This window comes from Maricaulis sp. MIT060901 (assembly GCF_047123815.1).
Lineage (GTDB): Bacteria > Pseudomonadota > Alphaproteobacteria > Caulobacterales > Maricaulaceae > Maricaulis.
Genome location: NZ_CP138920.1, coordinates 1,430,381 through 1,450,951, shown reverse-complemented (window position 1 = coordinate 1,450,951; position 20,571 = coordinate 1,430,381). Strand labels below are relative to the sequence as shown.

General features: G+C 59.4%; 20 protein-coding genes and 1 pseudogene. 18 read left to right on the top strand and 3 right to left on the bottom strand.

Going from position 1 to position 20,571, the window contains the following annotated elements:
• Positions 1–96: 96 nt before the first annotated feature.
• Genes SIC17_RS07110 through SIC17_RS07100 form a run of 3 tightly spaced genes read right to left on the bottom strand, consistent with a single transcriptional unit; the run spans position 97 to position 3,457 of the window.
• Positions 97–1,329 (bottom strand): SAM-dependent methyltransferase, encoded by a 1,233-nt coding sequence (locus SIC17_RS07110; protein ID WP_291890732.1) that lies wholly within the window; start codon positions 1,327–1,329, stop codon positions 97–99.
• Positions 1,329–2,102 (bottom strand): DUF1365 domain-containing protein, encoded by a 774-nt coding sequence (locus SIC17_RS07105; RefSeq protein WP_412546811.1) that lies wholly within the window; start codon positions 2,100–2,102, stop codon positions 1,329–1,331. Before SIC17_RS07105 ends, SIC17_RS07110 begins: the two co-directional genes overlap by 1 nt.
• Positions 2,099–3,457, bottom strand: a complete 1,359-nt coding sequence (locus SIC17_RS07100; RefSeq protein ID WP_412546810.1) for an NAD(P)/FAD-dependent oxidoreductase — start codon at positions 3,455–3,457, stop codon at positions 2,099–2,101. The genes SIC17_RS07105 and SIC17_RS07100 overlap by 4 nt, the downstream gene beginning before the upstream one ends.
• A gap of 25 nt (positions 3,458–3,482) precedes the next feature.
• Between SIC17_RS07100 and SIC17_RS07095 the strand changes: the two genes are divergently transcribed.
• The 18 genes and pseudogenes from SIC17_RS07095 to SIC17_RS07010 all read left to right on the top strand — a co-directional run bounded on the left by SIC17_RS07095 (position 3,483) and on the right by SIC17_RS07010 (position 20,494).
• A complete protein-coding gene (locus SIC17_RS07095; protein WP_291890729.1) occupies positions 3,483–4,214 on the top strand; it encodes a sigma-70 family RNA polymerase sigma factor in 732 nt (243 codons plus the stop codon).
• Entirely contained in the window at positions 4,211–4,864 is a 654-nt protein-coding gene (locus SIC17_RS07090; protein WP_412546809.1) for a ChrR family anti-sigma-E factor, read from the top strand. Before SIC17_RS07095 ends, SIC17_RS07090 begins: the two co-directional genes overlap by 4 nt.
• Positions 4,865–4,946: 82 nt before the next feature.
• Positions 4,947–5,990, top strand: a complete 1,044-nt coding sequence (locus SIC17_RS07085; protein ID WP_291890727.1) for a LacI family DNA-binding transcriptional regulator — start codon at positions 4,947–4,949, stop codon at positions 5,988–5,990.
• A gap of 337 nt (positions 5,991–6,327) precedes the next feature.
• Positions 6,328–6,657: an Hpt domain-containing protein gene (locus SIC17_RS07080; RefSeq protein WP_291890726.1), complete on the top strand. Its 330-nt coding sequence runs from the start codon at positions 6,328–6,330 to the stop codon at positions 6,655–6,657.
• Positions 6,657–6,956, top strand: a complete 300-nt coding sequence (locus SIC17_RS07075; protein WP_291890725.1) for an STAS domain-containing protein — start codon at positions 6,657–6,659, stop codon at positions 6,954–6,956. Before SIC17_RS07080 ends, SIC17_RS07075 begins: the two co-directional genes overlap by 1 nt.
• On the top strand, positions 6,949–7,314 hold the full coding sequence (locus SIC17_RS07070) for a response regulator (RefSeq protein ID WP_291890724.1): 366 nt from the start codon (positions 6,949–6,951) through the stop codon (positions 7,312–7,314). The genes SIC17_RS07075 and SIC17_RS07070 overlap by 8 nt, the downstream gene beginning before the upstream one ends.
• Positions 7,315–7,335: 21 nt before the next feature.
• Positions 7,336–9,405: a chemotaxis protein CheA gene (locus SIC17_RS07065; protein ID WP_291890723.1), complete on the top strand. Its 2,070-nt coding sequence runs from the start codon at positions 7,336–7,338 to the stop codon at positions 9,403–9,405.
• Complete coding sequence (locus SIC17_RS07060) at positions 9,402–9,929, top strand: chemotaxis protein CheW (protein WP_291890722.1); 528 nt, start codon at positions 9,402–9,404, stop codon at positions 9,927–9,929. Before SIC17_RS07065 ends, SIC17_RS07060 begins: the two co-directional genes overlap by 4 nt.
• A 23-nt stretch (positions 9,930–9,952) precedes the next feature.
• Positions 9,953–12,859, top strand: a complete 2,907-nt coding sequence (locus SIC17_RS07055) for a methyl-accepting chemotaxis protein (protein WP_291890721.1) — start codon at positions 9,953–9,955, stop codon at positions 12,857–12,859.
• A gap of 30 nt (positions 12,860–12,889) precedes the next feature.
• Positions 12,890–13,717 (top strand): CheR family methyltransferase, encoded by an 828-nt coding sequence (locus SIC17_RS07050; RefSeq protein WP_412546808.1) that lies wholly within the window; start codon positions 12,890–12,892, stop codon positions 13,715–13,717.
• A 45-nt stretch (positions 13,718–13,762) separates the two neighbouring features.
• Positions 13,763–14,386, top strand: a complete 624-nt coding sequence (locus tag SIC17_RS07045) for a chemotaxis protein CheD (protein ID WP_291890719.1) — start codon at positions 13,763–13,765, stop codon at positions 14,384–14,386.
• A gap of 8 nt (positions 14,387–14,394) precedes the next feature.
• A pseudogene (locus SIC17_RS07040) lies at positions 14,395–15,449 on the top strand (protein-glutamate methylesterase/protein-glutamine glutaminase).
• Positions 15,450–15,491: 42 nt separating this feature from the next.
• Positions 15,492–16,544: a methyl-accepting chemotaxis protein gene (locus SIC17_RS07035; RefSeq protein ID WP_291890717.1), complete on the top strand. Its 1,053-nt coding sequence runs from the start codon at positions 15,492–15,494 to the stop codon at positions 16,542–16,544.
• A gap of 9 nt (positions 16,545–16,553) precedes the next feature.
• The gene (locus SIC17_RS07030) at positions 16,554–16,856 is read left to right on the top strand and encodes an STAS domain-containing protein (RefSeq protein WP_291890716.1); all 303 of its coding nucleotides are present in this window, start codon (positions 16,554–16,556) and stop codon (positions 16,854–16,856) included.
• 12 nt (positions 16,857–16,868) lie between these two features.
• The gene (locus tag SIC17_RS07025; RefSeq protein ID WP_291890715.1) at positions 16,869–18,068 is read left to right on the top strand and encodes a PP2C family protein-serine/threonine phosphatase; all 1,200 of its coding nucleotides are present in this window, start codon (positions 16,869–16,871) and stop codon (positions 18,066–18,068) included.
• Positions 18,065–18,424 carry a hypothetical protein gene (locus tag SIC17_RS07020; protein WP_412546807.1) on the top strand — a complete coding sequence of 120 codons (360 nt, stop codon included), beginning with the start codon at positions 18,065–18,067 and terminating at the stop codon, positions 18,422–18,424. Before SIC17_RS07025 ends, SIC17_RS07020 begins: the two co-directional genes overlap by 4 nt.
• The gene (locus tag SIC17_RS07015; protein WP_412546806.1) at positions 18,342–18,917 is read left to right on the top strand and encodes an ATP-binding protein; all 576 of its coding nucleotides are present in this window, start codon (positions 18,342–18,344) and stop codon (positions 18,915–18,917) included. The genes SIC17_RS07020 and SIC17_RS07015 overlap by 83 nt, the downstream gene beginning before the upstream one ends.
• Before the next feature lie 77 nt (positions 18,918–18,994).
• Positions 18,995–20,494 carry an alkaline phosphatase gene (locus SIC17_RS07010; RefSeq protein WP_291890713.1) on the top strand — a complete coding sequence of 500 codons (1,500 nt, stop codon included), beginning with the start codon at positions 18,995–18,997 and terminating at the stop codon, positions 20,492–20,494.
• The last annotated feature ends 77 nt before the right edge of the window (positions 20,495–20,571 follow it).

Sequence of the window (20,571 nt, the reverse complement as noted above, 5' to 3'; positions counted from 1 at the left end):
CACAGGCTGTCACAAACTCGTAAAGACTCCGTCAGCGCGATGGTTAAGCGGTGCAGTGATCTCTTTTGCTGCGGTAATATTACATGCGCGTACTAACTATTTGTTTTCAAAAGTGAATTGTCCAACGTCGATGCGGTCGGTTTCGAAGCCTGCTTCGCAATAGGCTAGGTAGAAACGCCAGATGCGATCAAAACGTGTGTCGAAGCCCATCGGCTCGATGCATGCCCACTCGTTTTGGTAAACTTCACACCAGCGTCGAAGCGTCTCGGCGTAGTCCTTGCCAAAAAGATGGGTGTTGATCGATGCTAATCCGTGCTGACGGCCCAGTTCAACGACATGCTGATTGGTGGGCAGCATCCCGCCCGGGAATACGTATTTCTGGATAAAATCGACAGATTTCAGATAGCTGTCGAAGTCGCGCTCGCGGATTGTGATGACCTGCAGAGCTGCGCGACCACCCGGTTTCAGGACGGATTTCAGCTTGGCAAAATAGGTCTGCCAGTGTTCGGCGCCAACGGCTTCGAACATTTCGATGGACGCGATGGCGTCGTATTGCTCGGGGATATCGCGATAATCCTGCAGGCGGAGTTCGACCTGGTCCTCCAGGCCCAGGCGCTGCATCCGTGCCCGGGCAAAATCGAGCTGTTCCTGTGACAGGGTCACGCCGGTGACCCTGCAGCCGAAATCCCTGGCAGCGATCTCGGCAAAACCGCCCCAGCCGCAGCCGATTTCCAGCACGTGCTGGCCCGGTTTCAGCTGAAGCTGTTCACAGATGCGGCGGTATTTGCGCTCCTGCGCGGTCTCCAGGCTCTCTTCGTGGCTGTCGAACAGGGCCGAGGAATAGGTCATGCTCTTGTCGAGCCATTTTTCGTAGAAGGCGTTGCCCAGGTCATAGTGGAAAGAGATGTTGCGCCGGCTTCCAGAGCGGGAATTGGCGTTCCGCAAGTGTTTGAGGCGCGCCAGCAGTCGGCTGGGACCGGTTTTGGCACTGGCGACGTTCATCTCGTCCAGCCCCGTGGCCAGGCTTGTCAGGAGCGCGGCCAGATCATCTGATTCCCACTCACCATTTACATAGCCTTCTGCAAATCCCAGTGGGCCGCTGAAGAGCGTCCGTGCCAGCACATTCCAGCTGTTCAGACGCCACTCGACCAGCGGTGTTGCGGAATGACGCGCAGCCATGAAGCGATATCCGGACGGCAGTTCAACGAGCAGGTTGAGTGCACCGGCGCGTGACAGCGTCTTGCTGATCCAGCCCGCAGCCTGCCGGTCCAGCCAGCTGGCGGTGTGTTCGGGAGAAAGCTCGGTGATACGTGAAGGGGACAGATCCATCAGACGCTCCTGGGGCGGGTGTCGACCGTGCCCCGGCGCGGGGCGAAGACGGGCAGGCCCTTGATTGCGAGGCGTGCGGCCTCGATCAGGATGCCGCCCACGATCTTGATCGTGTTGAACGGGTGGGAGATGAGGGCCTGCCTTAGAGCAGACTGGCTAAACGGGGTCAGGCGGGCGGTTTGCACGGCGGACAGGATTTTTTCGCCTTCGCGCTCGAGCTGAATGCAAAGGCGCAGGCTGGTCGCATCGCGGCGAAGCCGGAAGTGGTACTCGCCCCTGTTCGCAGGGTTGAAAGGGCTGACGAAGAAATCCTTGGCGCACTTGAACCGATAGTCGGGCCCGGCGTTCGGATCTACGGCGAAGGCATAGGCCTGGCGGCCGCTGTGGAAGTTGGAAACCTCGAAAATGACGCCGACAAAGCGCTCGCGGGTGTCAAAGGCGAAGAAAACCGAGAGTGGGTTGAATTTGAGGCCGAAAATGCGCGGTACGGTGAGAAGTTCAATCCGGCCGATTGGTTGCACCATACCGGCAGCTGACAGCTGTTGTTCCACCCAATCGCGCAGCTTAACGCGACCGCTCCCATAGTCGTGTGACCACAGGCTGATCAGAGCCGGTCGGTCTACTGCCCACAACCAGCCGCGGCGTCCGCGCGCGGTCTCGGCCTCGATGTCGACAAGGACACTGAGTATGGAATACCGCAGCGAATGTGCTTTCGGTCCGTGCCGGGTGTGGCCGACGACGCAGTCACACAGGGATGCGGGCAGGGGTATCATTCGGCGGCCATGGCGTGTTGAGTACGTGCCCGGTGATGCAGATGGTCGGCCCAGTGAATCCGGTTGGTCGCGCCCTCAAGGCCCCAGGGGCGCACAGGCGCGCCTATTGCTTCGGCGACCGCGAGGCCGGCCTGCAGCCCGTCTTCATGGAAACCGGATCCCATCCAGGCGCCTGCATACCAGACACCGCCCTCGCCCTGGATATCTGGCAGGTCCTGCTGAGCCGTGATGGCGGCACTGTCGAAGAGCGGGTGGTCGTATTCATCAATCGCCAGGACCTTGTCCGAGCGGATGTCCTGCTGGGGGTTCAGAGTCACCAGTACGGGTGTGTCGGTTTTCAGCGGCTGCAGCGCATTCATCCAGTAGGTTAGGCTGATCTCGGTACGTGCAGACGGACCATGACTGGTCTCGAGATAGTTCCAGCTCGCCCAGGCTGCGCGTTTTCTCGGCATCAGACGCGTGTCGGTGTGCAGGATCGCTGTGTTGGGCCGGTAACGGATGCGGTCCAGGATATCAACGTCGCGACGTGATGGGTTTTGCAGCAGGCTCAGTGCCTGATCACTGTGAGTGGCTAGAACGACCTCATCAAACAGCTTGCTGTTTCCGCACGCGTCGTGAACGAGAACGCCGTTAGGCGTGCGCTCCACCGAACGGATTCCATTGCCGAGATGTGTCCGGCCCGCGAAATCCCCATGCAGGGCTCTGACATAATTCTGGCTGCCGTCCTGGATTGTTCGCCACGCGGGCCGATCGGTCAGCTGCAAAAGACCGTGATTGATGAAGAAGCGGAAAAATGTCCTGGCCGGATAATGCTTCATCTGTTCCGAAGGCGAGGACCAGATCGCTGCACACATCGGCAGGATGTGATCATTACGGAACGTGTCCGAATAGCCTTCCTCGCGCAGGAATTCATCAATGGTGCGTGCGTCCGAAGTGAGATCGAAATGTTTCGATTGGCGGTATAGCCGCACCAGGTCGAACAGCATGCGCCACATGCGCGGTCGCAGGAAATTGCGCTTCTGAGCGAACAAGCCTCCGGGGTTGGAGGAGTATTCGAAACGTCCATTGCCGAGTGACGCGGCGAAGGACATGTCGCTTTCCGCCGACTGTACGTTCAGTTGCTTCAGAAGGGCGGTAAAATTGGGATAGTTGCGCGGGTTGTAGACGATGAAACCGGTGTCGACCTCAACACTCTGCCCGGCAATATCAACGGTGCGCGTATGGGCGTGCCCTCCCAAGCGGTCGGCACCTTCAAACAGGTCAACCTCATGGTTTCTGGAGAGCTGCCAGGCCGCGGATAGGCCGGATATGCCAGAGCCGATTACCGCGATTTTGCGACCTGTCTTGGTGTCCATGTCTGTTCCCCGTACCTAATGACGGGTGTACGTCGATGCGGCCAGTCTGGATCACCGGAAATTTCTTGTGATCCGATCATGTCTTGGAGGCGTATCCAACCTTATGTACGTTGCACTCGATACCAAGGATGCAGGCGGTCATGGCCTGGGGATCCATAGACAGCAGGGGGGAGCGACCGGCCCGGTCGCTGCGTCGAGTGCTCGATTGACGAATACCGAATTGGCTCAGCTTATCCAGAGGATCGCGCATCGTCGGGACCGTGAGGCCTTCACGACGATCTTTGATCATTTCGCGCCCAAGGTGAAAGCCTTTCTGCGGCGGCGTAATGTATCGACAGCGCTGGCTGATGATGTCACCCAGGAAGCGATGCTGGCCGTTTGGCGCCGGGCGGAGAAATTCGACCCAAGCAAGGCGGCGGCCTCAACCTGGATTTTCACCATCGCTCGCAATCTGCACATTGATCACTTCCGCAAACAAGCGCGTGCGAAGAAGCTGGACGAGCATGATCCGCACTTCCAGCCGGTGGGTGAACAACAGCCCGACGAGCTGTTGTCGCGCAGTCAGGATGTGAAAACTGTCAGCGAGGCCTTGTCAGTGCTTCCGGACGAACAACGTATGGTGCTGGAGCTGGCCTTCACCGAGGGCCTCTCCCACAGCGACGTCGCGGAGCGGCTGTCGTTACCCCTTGGAACTGTAAAGTCGAGAATACGGCTCGCGATGCAAAGGCTTCGCGGAGCACTTGGAGAAGTGGAATGACCCGGCGCGGAGAGATGCTGGACGATGCGTGGTACATGGACTACGCAGCCGGCACACTAAAAAGCGAAGGCGAGGACGTGCTGGTGGCGGCTCATGTGGAGCTGTCGGATGAGGCGCGTGGCCGTGTGGAAGAGCTGGAAAAGATTGGCGCGGCATTGCTGATGATGGCGCCGGAGAACGAGCCGCTTCCGTTCACCGCTGATGATCTGCTGGCTGCCGAAGGCGCGCTGGCGCCGCTCGAGGTTGGGGACGTTACCCGTCATGAGGCGTATGTGCCCCAGGCGCTCGGCGACTTCCTACAGCGTATCCACAAGACGATCCGCTGGGAATTCCTCGGTCCGGGCCTGAACAAGGCGATGTTGTGGACGGGTCCGGATGGCGAGAAGCTGTGGCTGCTCAAGGCGCAGCCTGGTGTCGCCATTCCGCAACACGGCCATAATGGATCCGAGCTGACACTGGTGCTCAAGGGCAGTTTCTGGGATGGCGAGCAGCAATTCTGCCCCGGTGATGTTGAATATGCTGATGAGGCGGCCGCGCACGATATCCGCATCGATGACGGCGGTGAATGCATCTGTCTGGCCCTGACCCGTGGCAAGCTGCGCTACGACAACCCGATCCTGAAGCTTTTCCAGGTCTTTACCGGACTTTGATCAACTTCTTTGCTGCAGTTTTCTCGAAACTTGCCGAGGCCTGTGCTATCCAGCGTTAGCGATAGCATTCGAGGTGACGGGTTTGCGAACGAGGGCCAACAAGCAAAGCGGTGCAACGATCAAGGATGTGGCCGAGCGCGCAGGCGTTTCGGCCATGACTGTCTCACGGGTCCTCAACGGCGAATCCCGCGTCCGGGACGAGACACGCGAACGCGTGCTCGAGGCGATGAAGGAACTGGACTACCGGCCAAATATTTCGGCCCGCAGCCTGGCCAAGGCGCGCAGCTTTTTTCTCGGTCTTCTCTATAACAACCCCAATCCCGGTTATGTCAGCGAGCTGCTGGTGGGGATGATGAACCGTTGCCGCCAGGCTGGGTACCATCTGGCGATCGAGGATAGCGGATCCACCGATTCCCATTGGGCCAATGCCGTGGAGATGGTTCTGCGTACATCCAATTTCGACGGCGTGATCCTGCCGCCGCCGGTGTGTGATTTTCCGTCAGTCCGCAATGCCCTGGAAGAGATGGGCGTACCCTATGTGAGGATCGCTCCGGAACAGGACCGCGATGCCCAGCCCAGCGTCATAACGGACGATCGTGAGGCGGCCGAACGCATGACCCAATATCTGCTGGAACTGGGGCATACGCGGATCGGTTTCATTCAGGGCGATACGGAACACGGCTCCAGCCGCCAGCGCGAGGCCGGTTTCCGGGCGGCGCTGGAGAAGGCCGGGATTGCCCTGCGTGATGAATGGATCCAGCCGGGCCGCTATACTTATAGATCCGGATTGGTGGCGGCAGAGAACATGCTGCGAGGGGATGATCGCCCAAGTGCTGTTTTCGCCAGCAATGACGACATGGCCGCTGCTGTAGTGGCGGTGGCGAACAAGCTCGGATTGGATGTGCCCGGCCAGCTGTCCGTGACCGGTTTCGACGACACGCAGACCGCGACTACGCTGTGGCCCCAGCTCACCACGGTGCGCCAGCCAATCGCCGAAATGTCTGCTGCTTCGGTGGACATTCTGACCCGCGCTCTGGAACGGGGTGGCGAAGACTCGGATGTGGAAATTCGCCTTATTCCTTGCGAGCTTATAGTTCGTGGGTCGACAGCTCCGCCCGCCGCTTAGGGCGCGAGTCGAGGGCGGCAAGACCCGGGTCGTAATATATTATTAGCGAATAGCTTTATGCGGGCTCGGAGCCGATTGGTTGTCCAGTACAACTTTTTCGAGAAAAAACAAGCATTTATGATGGGTGTTAACGGGTTCCGGAATATTTCTATTACGCCAAAATGCTGCCTAAGCTGTTGTAATTCTTGAATAATAGCCGATTTCGGTGGTAGGGGTGTTTGACCGGTCATATTAGGGTTTGGTTAGAAGAATCGACTAAATTAACCATGATGTGTGCGATCTGCTCATGACACGCACAACGTGTGTTTCTAGTTGTCACGATTCTTAAGAGGCCCCCATGTCCGACTGGCGCAACGCTCCTGAAATGGACCCGGAAGTGATCAACACCCTGATTGCGGCCGTTGGCAAGGAAGCGTTCTCTGCGATGAAACAGCAGTTCATCGATGATCTTCGTTCGCTCTATGGTGCCTATTCCGAAGCCCACGGCAACCAGGACAGCGAGGCTGCCCGCCAGACAGCGCACGCGCTCAAGGGCGCTGCGGTCAATATCGGGCTGAAACAGCTGGGCGCGCTCGCAGCGGCACTCGAAGCCGGCGATGCTTCGCAGGCTGACGAGCTGGGCGCTGTCTTCGCCGCCGCCGTTGATCATCTGGAGGCTGCAGCCTGATGAGCGACGTGCCCGCCAATACGATTGAATTGCCCGCGCGCCTGGACGTTCCGGCGGCCGAGGCGCTTTTGACCGAGCTTCTGGAATATCGCGGCAGTGATGCCGACCTTGTTGTCAAAGGCTCTGATGTTGGCCTGATCGACACACCTGCCATTCAAATCCTTATGAGCGCTGCGCGGGATCAGGCCGCGCGCAAACGCGCTTTCACGCTGAACGACCCGAGTGCCGCCATTCGCGAAGCCATGGAGCTGATGGGCCTCGAGAATGAACTAGCCACCTGGAGGGGAAGCAATGAGTAAACGTGTACTAGCCGTCGATGATTCCAAGACCATGCGCGACATGGTCGCTTTCACGTTGAAACGAGAAGGGTTCGAAGTTGTCGAGGCCGAAGATGGTGTCGAGGCGATGGAGGTTTCCACGACCGGCGATTACGACCTGGTGATCTCGGACGTGAATATGCCCCGCATGGACGGCATCACCCTGGTCGGCAAGCTCCGCGAGAACCCCAAATTCCGTGCCACACCGATCCTCATCCTCACCACCGAGGCGGACCAGACCAAGAAGGAAGCCGGCAAGGCCGCTGGCGCTACGGGCTGGATCGTCAAGCCTTTCGACCCCGACCAGTTGGTGAATGTTGTCCGCCGGGTCTGCCGATAGTCTGAAGACTGGAGAAGACGAGTGAACGAGCTCGAACAATTCAAGCAAACTTTCTTCGAGGAATGTGAAGAGCTGCTGCAGCGCTTCGAGGAAGTTGCCGTGACATTGGTCGCCGGGCCGAATGACGCCGAGGTTCTCGACGACATTTTCCGGACCGTTCACTCCATCAAGGCTGGCGCCGGTGCTTTCAAATTCCAGCGGCTGGCGACCTATTGCCACGAATTCGAGAACTTCATGGATCTGGTCCGGGGGGGCAAGCTCCAGCTGGTCGAAGGGGACCCGGATCTCGTCATCCAGGCTGGTGACATCCTCCAGGATCTCGTCGCCGCCGCACGCGCCGGCATGGAAGCGCAGGCCGGTATCGAGGATGAGATCCTCGAGATTCTCCGCAACAAGACGGGCGCTCCTCAGTCCAACGCCAATGCTGGAGCCGACGTGAATGCAGCCGCTCCGTCCGGTGCCGGGTTCACGATCAAATTCCGTCCGCATCGGGCGATGTACGAGACGGCCAACGAACCGCAACTCCTCCTGCATGCGTTGAAGAGTCTGGGTGTCATGTCGATCTCGACCAGCTCCGAGGCCTTGCCTGACCTGGTCAAGCTCGATCCGCTGGAAGGGTATCTGAGCTGGGACATCGAGATCCGCGGTGACGACATCTCCCGCGAGAGTGTCGAGGAAGTTTTCGAGTTCGTAGATGGTGATTGTGATCTCGAGATCAACGAGATCGAATGCGCCTCCGAGCGGGTTGCTGCTGATTTGCCGGAAGCGCCGGATGCTGCCGACGAGCCGATGGCGGGGGCAGCCACTGCGGCGTCCACAGATTCCAAGGCGATCGCTGCAGCCGCCCAGAGCACGTCCATTCGGGTTGAGCTGGAGCGCATCGACCGCTTGGTCGACATGGTTGGCGAGCTGGTCATCGCCCAGGCCATGGCCCTCGACAGCCTCTCTGAGCTTGTCGATATCCGTCACGTCAAACAGCTCCAGGCGTTGGAAGACCTGACCATGCGGACGCGCCAGCTCCAGGAAGGTGTGATGGCGGTGCGGATGCAGCCACTCAAGGCGCTTTTCTCCCGTTTTCCGCGCGTCGTGCGCGACCTCTCCAAGAAGCTGGACAAGAATGTTCGCCTGGAACTCGAGGGTGAAGCGACCGAGGTCGACAAGACGATTATCGAGGAGCTCAGCGATCCGCTTACCCACATGATCCGCAATTGCATGGATCATGGCCTCGAAACACGCGAGGAACGTGCTGAAACAGGCAAGGATGAGCAGGGGATCGTCAAGATTTCCGCCGAGCACCGCAATGGCCGCATCCTGATCCGTGTTGCCGATGACGGCCGTGGTCTGAGCCTCAAACGAGTACGCCAGAAAGCGATCGACAACGGTTTGATCGACGAGGATGCCGAGCTTTCCAAGGAGGAGATCGAGGCATTGATCTTCATGCCGGGTTTCTCCACGGCTGCGGCGATCTCCGATGTTTCCGGGCGTGGTGTGGGCATGGATGTCGTGCGCCGCAATATCCAGAAGCTGGGCGGTCGTGTGACCGTGGAGTCGGAAGAGGGCAAGGGTTCGACCTTCACCCTGGCACTGCCGCTGACCCTGGCTGTTCTGGACGGCATGCTGATTTCCGTTGCCGGCGAGCGTTTCGTCGTCCCGCTTTCCACCATTGTCGAGACAGTACTGCCGGATCCGAGTTCTGTGCGTCAGCTGCCTGACGGTGGCACGGTGATGTCGATCCGCGGCGAAACCATCCGCCTGATCGATGTCTGTGCGGCCATGAGTATTGACCGTTCCGGCCAACCGGAACCGCTGCGCAAGCTGGCGGTTATCGTGGAAACCGAATTTGGCCGTCGGATCGGCCTTATCGTTGACGAGCTGCTGGGACAGCAACAGGTCGTCATCAAGAGCCTGGAAGCCAATTACCGCAGCATTTCCGGTGTCGCCGGAACCGCCATCCTGGGCGATGGCCGGGTGCGTCTGATCCTCGATATCGACGGTCTCGCGGCCATGGATGTGCCGCGCACTGATGGCGGCCAGCCGAGCAACACACCCACTGATACCAATCGCGTCGCCTCGGGAGGGCAAAGCGCATGACAGCTGAGGAAGCCGTGCTGGCAACAGCCGAGGCCATAGCAAACGGTCGGGAAGCCGCGCCGGGCCAGAAACAGTATGTGAGTTTCGCCGCAGGTTCTGAGCAATACGCGGTGGACATCATGTCTGTCAGGGAAATCAAGGGATGGACGGAGGTTACCAGCCTTCCGAACCAGCCCGAGCACGTCCGCGGAGTGCTTAACCTACGCGGTGCGGTACTGCCGATCATTGATCTCCAGTGCCGACTGGGAGGGGGGTTGACCGAAACCACCCAACGCCACGTCATCGTGATCGTGGCGGTTATGGACCGGCAGGTGGGACTGTTGGTCGATGCGGTTTCAGACATTCTCGACGTATCCGACGACAAGATACAACCGGTTCCGGAAACCAACTCCAAGGAAGATGCGCGTGTCTTCTCCGGTTTCCTGACCGATGAAGACCAGATGGTCGCGATGCTGGACCTCGAGCGCCTGCTGGGCTCCGAAATCCTTGACCAATCCCAATCCGAAGACACCCCCGTTCAGTGAAAGCGACCAGAGGAGTCACTGCCATGACTTATGCTTACAACAATCCGAATAGCCGTTCCTCCGGCGACGCTGGTCGCCGCACTCAACTGCTGACCTCCGCCGCCATCTTTGCCGGAGCCGCTGCAGCCTTCGGCGCGGTCGCGTGGACCGCCGCAGGTGCAGGCCCGATCACCGCGCTGCTGGCCGGTCTGCCACTGGCCGCCATTTTCGGCGCCCACAACTATTTCCGTGGAGATGCCTCAACAGGTGCCGGTGGCACGTCCAACACCGAACTCACGGCCAAGCTCGACGCGCTCGACCGCGTCCAGGCCGTTATCGAGTTCGAGCTCGACGGCACGATCATCACCGCCAATGACGCCTTCTGCGGTGCCATGGGTTACGCGCTGGGAGAGATCCAGGGCAGGCATCATTCCATGTTCGCCGAGCCCGAGTACGCCGCCAGTCCGGAATACAGGTCCCTCTGGGACAAGCTGCGTCGTGGCGAGTTCGAAGCCGGTGAGTTCAAGCGCTTCGCCAAGGGTGGTCGCGAGATCTGGATCCAGGCCTCCTACAATCCGGTCTTCGATGAGACGGGGCGTCCGTACAAGGTCGTGAAGTTCGCGACCGACATCACCGAACAGAAACTGCGCAATGCGGATATGACCAGCCAGATCGAGGCGATCGGCAAGTCGCAGGCGGTGATCGAGTTCAATCTCGATGGCACGATTATCACGGCCAATGAAAACTTCTGCTCGACTGTTGGTTATTCCGTTGAGGAAATCCGCGGGCGTCACCATTCCATGTTTGTGGACTCTGAATACGCCGGGAGCCACGAATACAAGGAATTCTGGGCCAAGCTCGGCCGTGGCGAGTTTGACAGCGGTGAATACGAACGTGTTGGCCGTGGCGGCAAGCGCATTGTCATCCAGGCGTCCTACAACCCGATCTTCAACGCCGATGGCAAGCCATACAAGGTCGTGAAATACGCGACGGATCTGACGGCGTCAGAGCGCATGCAGGAGGCTGTTCGAATTCGCTCCGCCCTCGACAGCACGACGACCAATGTCATGGTCGCCGATGCCGATTTCAACATCGTCTACATGAACCACTCCCAGCATGAGATGATGAAGTCCAATGAGGATGCGCTTCGGACCGAGCTTCGCAATTTCAATGCAGACGAGCTGGTCGGCAAGAATATCGATGTCTTCCACAAGAACCCCGCCCACCAGCGCCAGATGCTCGAGCGTCTAACGGCGCCTCATCACACTGAAATCACAGTGGCCGGCCGAATTTTTGGTCTGATCGCTACGCCGGTGATGGATGCGGACGGGAATCGTCAGGGGATCGTTGTCGAGTGGGATGACCGCACCGAGCGTGTTGCTGCGGAAAAAGCGGCTGCCGAGGAAGCCGCTGAGAATGCCCGCATCAAGGCCGCTCTGGACACGACAACGACGAACGTCATGGTCGCCGATGCTGACCTCAACATCGTCTATATGAATGAGTCCCAGCGCGAGATGATGAAGGCCGCCGAGAGTGACTTGCGCAAGGATCTGCCGAATTTCGACAGCAATAACCTGCTTGGTCAGAATATCGATGTCTTCCACAAGAACCCGGCTCACCAGCGTGGAATGCTGGCGCGCCTTACCAGCGCTTATGAGACGGATATCAAGGTCGGTGGCCGCAGCTTCCACCTGATCGCAAGCCCGGTCATGGATGACGACGGACAGCGCGCGGGAACCGTTGTTGAATGGAGAGATGAGACTGCCGAGAAAGCTGTCGAAGCCGAGATCGCTGAAGTGGTGTCTGCTGTTTCGGCGGGCGATTTCACCAAGACATTGCCGCTGGAGGGCAAGGAGGGCTTCCTGCGCGCCCTGTCCGAAGGCGTCAACAGCTTGTCCTCGACAGTGGACGGGGTACTCCAGTCATTCGGTACCATGCTGGGGTCGCTTTCACAGGGCGATCTGACCCAGCGGATCAACCAGGATTATCAGGGCGTCTATGGCGAGCTGAAGGAAAATGCCAATTCCATGGCGTCAACCCTGCAGGAAACCGTCAAGGCGATTTCCATGGCATCCGAGGAAGTCTCCTCCGGCGCCGAGCAGATCTCCACGGGTGCTTCCGATCTGTCCCAACGCACTGAACAGCAGGCAGCCAATCTGGAAGAGACCGCTGCCTCGATGGAAGAAATGGCTTCAACCATCAAGCAGAATGCCGATAACTCCACACAGGCCAGCCAGCTTGCCATCACCGCGCGTGACAGTGCCGAGAAGGGTGGCAATGTCGTCTCCAACGCTGTTGATGCGATGGGCAAGATCGAGGACTCCTCGCGCCGTATCTCCGACATTATCGGTGTCATCGACGAGATTGCCTTCCAGACCAACCTCCTGGCCCTGAACGCAGCGGTCGAGGCGGCCCGGGCTGGCGATGCCGGACGTGGTTTCGCGGTCGTGGCGTCGGAAGTCCGCTCCCTCGCCCAGCGCTCCGCGCAAGCTGCCAAGGACATCAAGGATCTCATCGTCGACTCGACCGAACAGGTCCAGGGTGGTGTCGAGCTGGTCAACGAGACCGGCGAAGCGCTCACCGAGATTGTCGACAGCATCAAGAAGGTGGCGGATATCGTCGCCGAGATCTCTGCCGCATCCCGTGAGCAGGCCACCGGTGCTGACGAAATCAACACGGCTGTCACGCAGATGGACGAGATGACCCAGCAGAACTCTGCCCTGGTGGAAGAGAATGCTGCTGCAGCCAAGACGATGAATGACCAGGCAAGCCGCATGCGCCAGCGCATGAGCTTCTTCAATGCCGGCCAGAATACGGGCGGATACGAAGCTCATGCGGCTCCGGTCGCCCGTCCGCAAGTGGTCGCAGGGGGTGGCGCGGGAGCGCGTGGCCTGCAGGCAGCGCTTGCCGAGAGTGTCGTGGACGACGAGGACGACTGGTCTGAATTCTAGGCGAAGGCGGTCCTGAGCGAGTAGACAAGAATGGCACCAACAGCCTCCAGACGATCCGCCGGTGAACGTGAATTTGCCATGCGAGATGCCGATTTTCGGATTATCGCAAATGCAATTTATGACCATGCGGGCATTGTGATCGGTGATCACAAGAAGGAGCTTGTCTACTCGCGTCTCGCCCGTCGGCTGCGTCAGCTGGGGCTGGCCGATTTCACGGCCTACCTGGCCCGCCTGGGCGGGCCCGACGGGGATAGTGAGCGCAATCACCTGATCAATGCGCTGACCACCAATCACACCAACTTCTTCCGCGAACCGCATCATTTCGACTACATCAAGGATGTTCTGGTTCCACACTGGAAGAAACGGGCCGCCAAAACCGGCGACAAGACCCTGAAGGTCTGGTCAGCAGGCAGCTCGACCGGCGAAGAGCCCTATACACTGGCCATGACCCTGGACGCCGCGCTGAAGGGCGATCCGGGCTGGAAGTGGAAGATCCTCGCCACCGATATCGACACAAATGTGCTCCAGCATTGTCGTGAGGGCAGCTATCCCTCCTCGGCCATCAGCGGCATTCCCAAGGGGTATCGGTCCTATTGCGAACGCGATCGCCGCGAAGGTGTGGACAGGTTCGTGATGTCCCAGGCCCTGAAGTCGCGGCTGGTTTTCAATCGGTTGAACCTGCACGCCTCCTGGCCGATCAAGAACAAGTTTGACGCGATTTTCTGTCGCAACGTCACCATCTATTTTGATGGCCCGGCCAAACAGCGCCTGATCGAGCGTTTCGTGAGCATGCTCAAGCCCGATGCCTGTTTGTTCCTTGGCCATTCCGAGAGTCTTCTGGGGGCAAGGTCGACATGACGCCGGTCGGCCGAACGATCTACGCCTTCCGCGGAGGCGCTCACGATGTCTAGAAGCAGCGCTGCCCGCAAGAGCGATGTCCCTGGCTCCACGCGCTATCACGACAAGTCTGCCGACAAATGGGTCGTAAAGGTCCTGCCGGGCGGGTACCACGTGACCGAAGGTGCTGATGGCAGCGAGCTGATTTCAACGGTCCTGGGCTCCTGTGTCTCGGCCTGCATCTGGGATCCGGTCATGGGACTGGGCGGGATGAACCATTTCATGTTGCCGCATGATGATGCCGGTGTGTGGGGCGGGGCCAGCCTGGCCATGCGCTACGGCAACCACGCCATGGAAAGCCTGGTCAACACTTTGCTCAAGGCTGGTGCTGACAAGCGTCGTCTCCAGGTGAAGTTCTTCGGCGGCGGAAATGTCATTCAGCGAATGCGCGGCGTAGGCGACCAAAACGCTGATTTCGCACGCAGATATGCCGAGGCCGAAGGTCTGAACGTGATCGCCTGGGATCTCGGCGGGGACCGCGGTCGCCGCATCATGTTCGACCCGGAAAGTGGCAAGGTCTGGCGGAAATTCCTCAACTCCTCTGCCCTGGGCGAGGTCACTGAGGTGGAATCCTCGATGCACAAAGCTCCGCCGCTTCGCAAGAAGCAAACCGATATCGAGCTGTTCTAGGGGATTTGATGGCGCGCAAGATACGGACATTGGTGGTCGACGACAGTGCTCTGATGCGGATGCTTATCCCGTCAATGCTCCAACGCTCGCCTCACATCGAGGTGGTTGGTGCAGCGTCGAACCCGTTCGCCGCGCGCGAGATGATCAAGGAGCTCAATCCGGACGTCATCACGCTGGATGTCGAGATGCCGAAAATGGATGGCATTTCCTTCCTCAACAAGATCATGACCTTGCGGCCCACGCCCGTGGTTATGGTCTCCTCGCTGACCCAGAAGGGCGCCGATATCACGCTCAAGGCGCTGGAGCTGGGTGCGATCGATTTCATCGGCAAGCCGACAATTGACCTGGAAAAGAACATGCCGCTGCTGGCGGACGAGCTGATCGACAAGGTGCGCGCAGCGGCCGTCTCCAGGGTTCGCGCGCACACCCGTAAGGTTGAGGTGAAGGCTGCCGCTCCGGTCCAGTTCGACACGACCGAGGCAATTGTCGCCATGGGAGCCTCGACGGGGGGGTGGAAACGCTCGGCCGGATCCTGCGCGCCATGCCGCCGAACGCGCCGGGCATTGTTATCGCCCAGCACATGCCCGCCGCCTTTACCAAGCAATTCGCCGAGCGCATCAACAAGTCCTGCGCCGTCAATGTGGCGGAAGCGGACCAGGGACGGCGCATTCGCCCGGGTTCGGTGTGGATCGCACCGGGCGACCGGCATCTGGAAGTGCGTCGCTCCGGCGCTGACTATGTTTGCCAGCTGACTGATGAGGCGCCGGTCAGTGGTCACAAACCGTCTGTGGATGTGCTTTTCAATTCCGTTGCCCGGGCCTGTGGGGCGCAGGCGATCGGGGTCATCCTGACCGGCATGGGCAAGGACGGTGCGAACGGGCTCAAGACGATGCGCGACGCGGGATGTCACACGCTGGGCCAGGACGAGGCGTCGAGCCTCGTCTACGGCATGCCGAAAGCGGCCTTCGATGTGGGTGCAGTCGAGCGGCAGTTACCGGAAGATAAGATTCCATCAGCCATACTGCGGATCGTATCCGAGGGTGGCGACGTATTGCGTATTTAACCTGGTGCGATTTGGGCGCACCCAGCAGGACGAGTTCACGTTATGGGACAGGTTGTAAACTTTGATTCAGGCCCAGAGGATGCCCGGGAGCCCAAAACCCCGGTCGCGCGTCTTCTGCTGGGCACGATTGAGTCTGCCAATCTTGTATTGAATGAAACAACCACCGACGTGCAAGCCCAGGCCCATCGCCTGAGTGCGCTTTTCACCAGCCTGACCGATGCGTCCAACGAGCAAACTGACCGTCTCTCGGAGCTGGTCGAGCAGATATCGTCGGTCGAGTACGATGGCGGTGAGGTGGATCTTGTCGCTCTGCCGCGCATTCTCGAGGAATCGCTGGAAGAGGTCACCGAGCGTATTCTCGTCCTGTCCAAACAGGGCGTGTCGCTGATCTATTCCCTCGACGCAATCCTTGAGGAAATCGACGAACTACAGAGCTGTATCACCGAGATCGAGGCCATCAATCGCCAGACCCGCCTGCTCTCGCTGAACGCCCAGATCGAAGCGGGCCGGGCTGGTGACGCCGGGGCCGGTTTCCAGGTCGTTTCGACGGAAATGCACACATTGTCCAGGCGTATTGATGCGCTTTCGGAAAAGATGCGGGGTAGTACGGCCATCGTCACGCGATCGATCAAGGAGGTCATCTCCTCGATCCGTACAGAGTATGAAGAGCTCAGCGAAATCGGCGCGATGGACCTGACCCAGCAGATCGATGCCAAGGAGCACCTGGAGATCCTGCTCAACGCGCTGGTGGCGCGTAATGACGAGATCCACGGCGTGCTCGGGCATTCGACGGATACCGCGCGGCGCATTTCCGATGAGATCCGTGAAGTCGTCATGGCCATGCAGTTCCAGGATCGTATGAAACAGCGCACCGACGCGATCGTGAAGGCCCTCGATGCCGTTGCCCATTTCCTCGACGACCATCCTGATCTCGTTTCCGATGAGAGCGGATGTGATACGCTCAAGAAGAACATCCTCGATTCCATAACGCTATCGGATGTGCGCCGTGAATTCGGTCAACGCTTCGGAGTAGAGGAAGCAAGGCCTTCCTCCTCGCCGTCCGGCGGTGGCGATCTTGATATTGAACTATTCTAGGGGAGAAGAATGGAATACACCGCTGACCACTCCGGAGAAAGGCTGCACGTGCGTATTTCCGGCGTTCTGACTTTTGATGATCACGAGCGTTTCAAGTCCATCGTCAAGCTGATCGCTTCGGGTGATGAGACCCAGGTCACACTCGATCTCGGCCAGACCAAGATGATCGACTCCGCGGGCATCGGCATGCTCCTTCTGGCCAATGACAGAGCCATGAAAGAATCCAAGAAAATGTCTCTGACCGGAGTCAATGGTCACGTGGCGAAGGTGATCGAGTTGTCCAAGGTCGATCAGATTATCCCCATCACCTGATAAGGGTCTGCTATGAGTGCGAAACCGAAGCCGGTCGACACCGAGATTGCGTCTGCGACGATTGAGGCGAACGATGCTCGTGTCCTGATTGTTGATGATTTGAGATCATCTCGCATGCTCATCGGAAGCGTGCTCAAGGCTGCGGGTTTCTCTAATCTTGACTACGCGGTCGATGGTCTGGATGCGCTCGAAAGGTTCAGAAAGAACGAGCCGGATGTTGTCGTGCTCGACATTGTCATGCCGCGCATGGACGGGTTCGAGGTCTGTCACGAGATTCGCAATACGCTTAAAAGCGATGTGCCGATCCTGATTCAGTCCGGCGTGCAGGAAGGCAATCAACGGGTCCGGGCCTTTGACGAAGGTGCCAGCGATCTCGTTTCCAAGCCGATCAATGCAGCTGAACTTGTCTCGCGCCTGCGTCTGCATATCGAGCGTCGCCGTATGATCGACCGCCTGCAGCGCTATCAAAACCGGATGGAGGAGGAGCTGCACACGGCGGAAGCCATGCAGATGTCGCTGCTCAAATCACCGGAAGAGCTGGAGGGACTGGCTCAACCCAAGGGCGCGGAGGTCGAGGCCTTCTATCGCGCTTCGCACAAGCTTGGCGGTGACCTGTGGGAAGCCTTCGAAGTCGATGAAGACCGTTTCGGCCTGTTGATGTTCGACCTGTCCGGGCACGGTGTGTCCGCAGCGATCAACGCGTTTCGCCTGCACATGCTGGTCAATTCCCACAAAGAGTTGCGCAGTGACCCGGCGAGATGGCTGGCACAGGTCTCTGCCGATCTGTACCGCATGCTTCCGGTCCAGCATTTCTCGACGGGTTTCTATGGCATCTATGACCGCCGTGACCGAACGCTCACCTATGCAGGCGCGGGCGCGCCGACACCGGTCTTGATACGCGGTGCCGAGGCAATCCAGCTCGACGGTAGCGGTGTGATCATGGGCTGCCTGCCCAGCTCGGAGTACAGCAATCACCGCCTGCAGATGCAGCCGGGTGACCAGCTCTGCCTCTACAGCGATGCACTGTATGAGGACTTCGATGATCCGACCCAGTCGCTTGAGGTCGCGGATCTGGTTGAGCACATTCGTTCAGGGCTTGCTAACCGCAACAAGGCCGGTTTCGCCGATGCCCTGGTGCGCAGCATTTTCGGATGTTTCCCGGAGAGCATGCCGGACGACCTCACCATATTGCGGTTGGAGGTGAAGGCGTGATTGCTGAACTCCCGGCCAGCGCCAGCGACGGCAAGGTCTGGGTCCGATTCAAGGATCCGCGCCTTTCCCGCCTGATCCCGGACGTGCTTGGCGACGAGCTGGGCCACGCCATTGCCCACGACGAGGCGCCGGATTTCTCGAACGTCGGTATCGTCATTGTTGACGACGCCCATGCGGATATTCTCGTTGCCGCGCGCGCAGACAGACGCGATCGTACAAACCATCTTGATTTCGGTCGATGCCTCGCCAGGACGAGCCGATTTTGTCCTTCCGGTGGATGTCGACGCCCAGGTGCTCAGTTCGGTCTATTCGGCGGCATCGGAGTTTCGCTCGCAAGTCGCCAGCCTGCGTCGTGATGTTGCCAGCCGCCAATCCGCGGTCGGCACCATCAATCATGGTCAGTTTGTGCTCTCCTCGCTGGATGAGGCACGTAATCTGGCAACGATGCTCGCCCTTGCCTGTCCGAATTCGGACCTGGTTGCGATCGGCCTTCAGGAATTGCTGATCAATGCCGTCGAGCACGGCAACCTGGAAATCACAGCCCAGGAGAAGCAGGAGCTGCTGATCGACGGCAAGTGGCGTGACGAGGTAGAGCGTCGCCTCAACAGCGCGGAATATGCGGGGCGTGTCGTCCTGGTGAACTTCCAGCGCGGTGAGCGCATGATCTCGATCACCATCCAGGATGATGGCGAGGGCTTCGAATACGACAATTATGTCGACAGCGATGTTCCAACCGAAGGCTATCGCGGTCGCGGTATCGCCATGGCCCGCGACCTTTCCTTTTCCAGTCTGACCTATCTGGGTCGGGGCAACCTGGTTGAAGCAACCATCTTGCTGCAGAGCGACTAGGTCGTCTCTGATAGTTCACTGGATTTCCGGCTCCAGCTCCGCTAGGCGAGCCGACGAAGAATATTGGAGGATGTTCAGTGCGCGTTTCAATCAGCACCGCCGTGTCCGTTCTGGCGGCCGTCTCGACGATCTGTTCCGCAGGTCATGCCCAGTCTGGCGAAACCACTCGGGATGAGACCTGGGTCCGGGCACAGGCCGAGGCACGCGCGCGTATCGAGCGGCGCCTGCGCCCGCAAGAGGCACGCAATGTCATCCTTTTTGTCGCCGACGGGATGAGTATTCCGACAATCACGGCAGCACGGATCTTCGATGGCCAGCAGAATGGGCTGGGTCAGGATGATGTGGAACATTTGCTGAGCTTCGAGAGCTTTCCGGACGCGGCACTGGTGCGGACCTATTCTACCGATGCCCAGGTACCGGATTCGGCAAACACGGCCTCGGCCATGGTTACCGGGGTCAAAACACGCAATGGCGCGCTGAGTGTGCGTGGTGACCAGTTCCTGGACGTCTGCGACGGCTCCTCCACGCCGCCCGCAACCCTGGTCGAGCTCGCCGAGGATCGTGGCATGGCGACCGGCATTATCTCCACCGCACGCATTACCCATGCGACGCCGGCAGCGACCTATGCTCATTCATCTTCCCGCACGTGGGAACTGGATACGGTGCTTCCGGACGAAGCCGTGGAGGCCGGTTGTGAGGATATCGCGGCTCAGCTTCTCTCATTCGACCATGGCGACGGGCTGGATGTGGTGCTGGGTGGTGGGCGCCAGGCCTTCCTGCCCGAGGGGGGAGGCGGACGTCGCGGCGACGGCCGCAACCTGATGCAGGAGTGGGCGGATCGTGGCGGTGCCACCGCAACCACCGCACAGGAATTCAGGAGCCTTGCAGCCGAGGATGAGGCTCCGGTGCTCGGTCTTTTCACCGGCAGCCACCTGGCGTTCGAGGCGGACCGCGTCAGCGAGGAGGAGCCTTCCCTCGCCGAGCTGACGTCCTTCGCCGTGCGCCGTCTGGAAAATGACGAGGATGGTTATGTCCTGCTCGTGGAGGCGGGTCGTGTCGATCACGCTCACCACGCGACCAATGCCTATCGCGCCTTTACGGACATGCAGGCTTTTGCGGATGCGATCGCCGCCGCGGTAGAGCTTGTCGATCTGGATGAAACGCTGATCCTGGTCACAGCCGACCACGGTCACACCATGACGATTTCGGGTTATCCTGCACGCGGTAATCCGATCCTGGGTCTCGTGCGCTCTGCCAATATGGAAGAGCGTGGTGGTGAGCCAAGCCTGACGTTCGACGCCACCGGTCGTCCCTATACGACGATCGGTTATGCCAATGGTCCCAACACGCGTTCGGAAGATGACGAGGCGCTGACCGAGGAAGAGGTTCAGGATACCAGCTATCGTCAGGAGGCGACGGTAAGGCGCCCGGCCGAGACGCATTCCGGTGCCGATGTAGCGCTTTTCGCCAATGGTCCGCGCTCGCATTATTTCACGGGTTCCATGGAGCAGAACACGATTTTCCACCTCATCACCGCTGCCCTTGGTTGGGCGAGCGACGAGGGGGCGCAGGACTAATTTCAGCATTCAGCTGGGGTTCAGGCCCTCTATCCCCTAATGTTGCCATCTTAGGGTATGCGCGGTGCCAGGCACCC

What these genes read in the sequence shown, in the direction of transcription:
- SIC17_RS07075 (WP_291890725.1), top strand. Translation starts at nt 6,657, where the DNA reads ATGAGCGACGTGCCCGCCAATACGATTGAATTGCCCGCGCGCCTGGAC.
- SIC17_RS07105 (WP_412546811.1), bottom strand. Translation starts at nt 2,102, where the DNA reads ATGATACCCCTGCCCGCATCCCTGTGTGACTGCGTCGTCGGCCACACC.
- SIC17_RS07110 (WP_291890732.1), bottom strand. Translation starts at nt 1,329, where the DNA reads ATGGATCTGTCCCCTTCACGTATCACCGAGCTTTCTCCCGAACACACC.
- SIC17_RS07070 (WP_291890724.1), top strand. Translation starts at nt 6,949, where the DNA reads ATGAGTAAACGTGTACTAGCCGTCGATGATTCCAAGACCATGCGCGAC.
- SIC17_RS07025 (WP_291890715.1), top strand. Translation starts at nt 16,869, where the DNA reads ATGAGTGCGAAACCGAAGCCGGTCGACACCGAGATTGCGTCTGCGACG.
- SIC17_RS07035 (WP_291890717.1), top strand. Translation starts at nt 15,492, where the DNA reads ATGGGACAGGTTGTAAACTTTGATTCAGGCCCAGAGGATGCCCGGGAG.
- SIC17_RS07060 (WP_291890722.1), top strand. Translation starts at nt 9,402, where the DNA reads ATGACAGCTGAGGAAGCCGTGCTGGCAACAGCCGAGGCCATAGCAAAC.
- SIC17_RS07100 (WP_412546810.1), bottom strand. Translation starts at nt 3,457, where the DNA reads ATGGACACCAAGACAGGTCGCAAAATCGCGGTAATCGGCTCTGGCATA.
- SIC17_RS07055 (WP_291890721.1), top strand. Translation starts at nt 9,953, where the DNA reads ATGACTTATGCTTACAACAATCCGAATAGCCGTTCCTCCGGCGACGCT.
- SIC17_RS07050 (WP_412546808.1), top strand. Translation starts at nt 12,890, where the DNA reads ATGGCACCAACAGCCTCCAGACGATCCGCCGGTGAACGTGAATTTGCC.
- SIC17_RS07080 (WP_291890726.1), top strand. Translation starts at nt 6,328, where the DNA reads ATGTCCGACTGGCGCAACGCTCCTGAAATGGACCCGGAAGTGATCAAC.
- SIC17_RS07090 (WP_412546809.1), top strand. Translation starts at nt 4,211, where the DNA reads ATGACCCGGCGCGGAGAGATGCTGGACGATGCGTGGTACATGGACTAC.
- SIC17_RS07045 (WP_291890719.1), top strand. Translation starts at nt 13,763, where the DNA reads ATGTCTAGAAGCAGCGCTGCCCGCAAGAGCGATGTCCCTGGCTCCACG.
- SIC17_RS07030 (WP_291890716.1), top strand. Translation starts at nt 16,554, where the DNA reads ATGGAATACACCGCTGACCACTCCGGAGAAAGGCTGCACGTGCGTATT.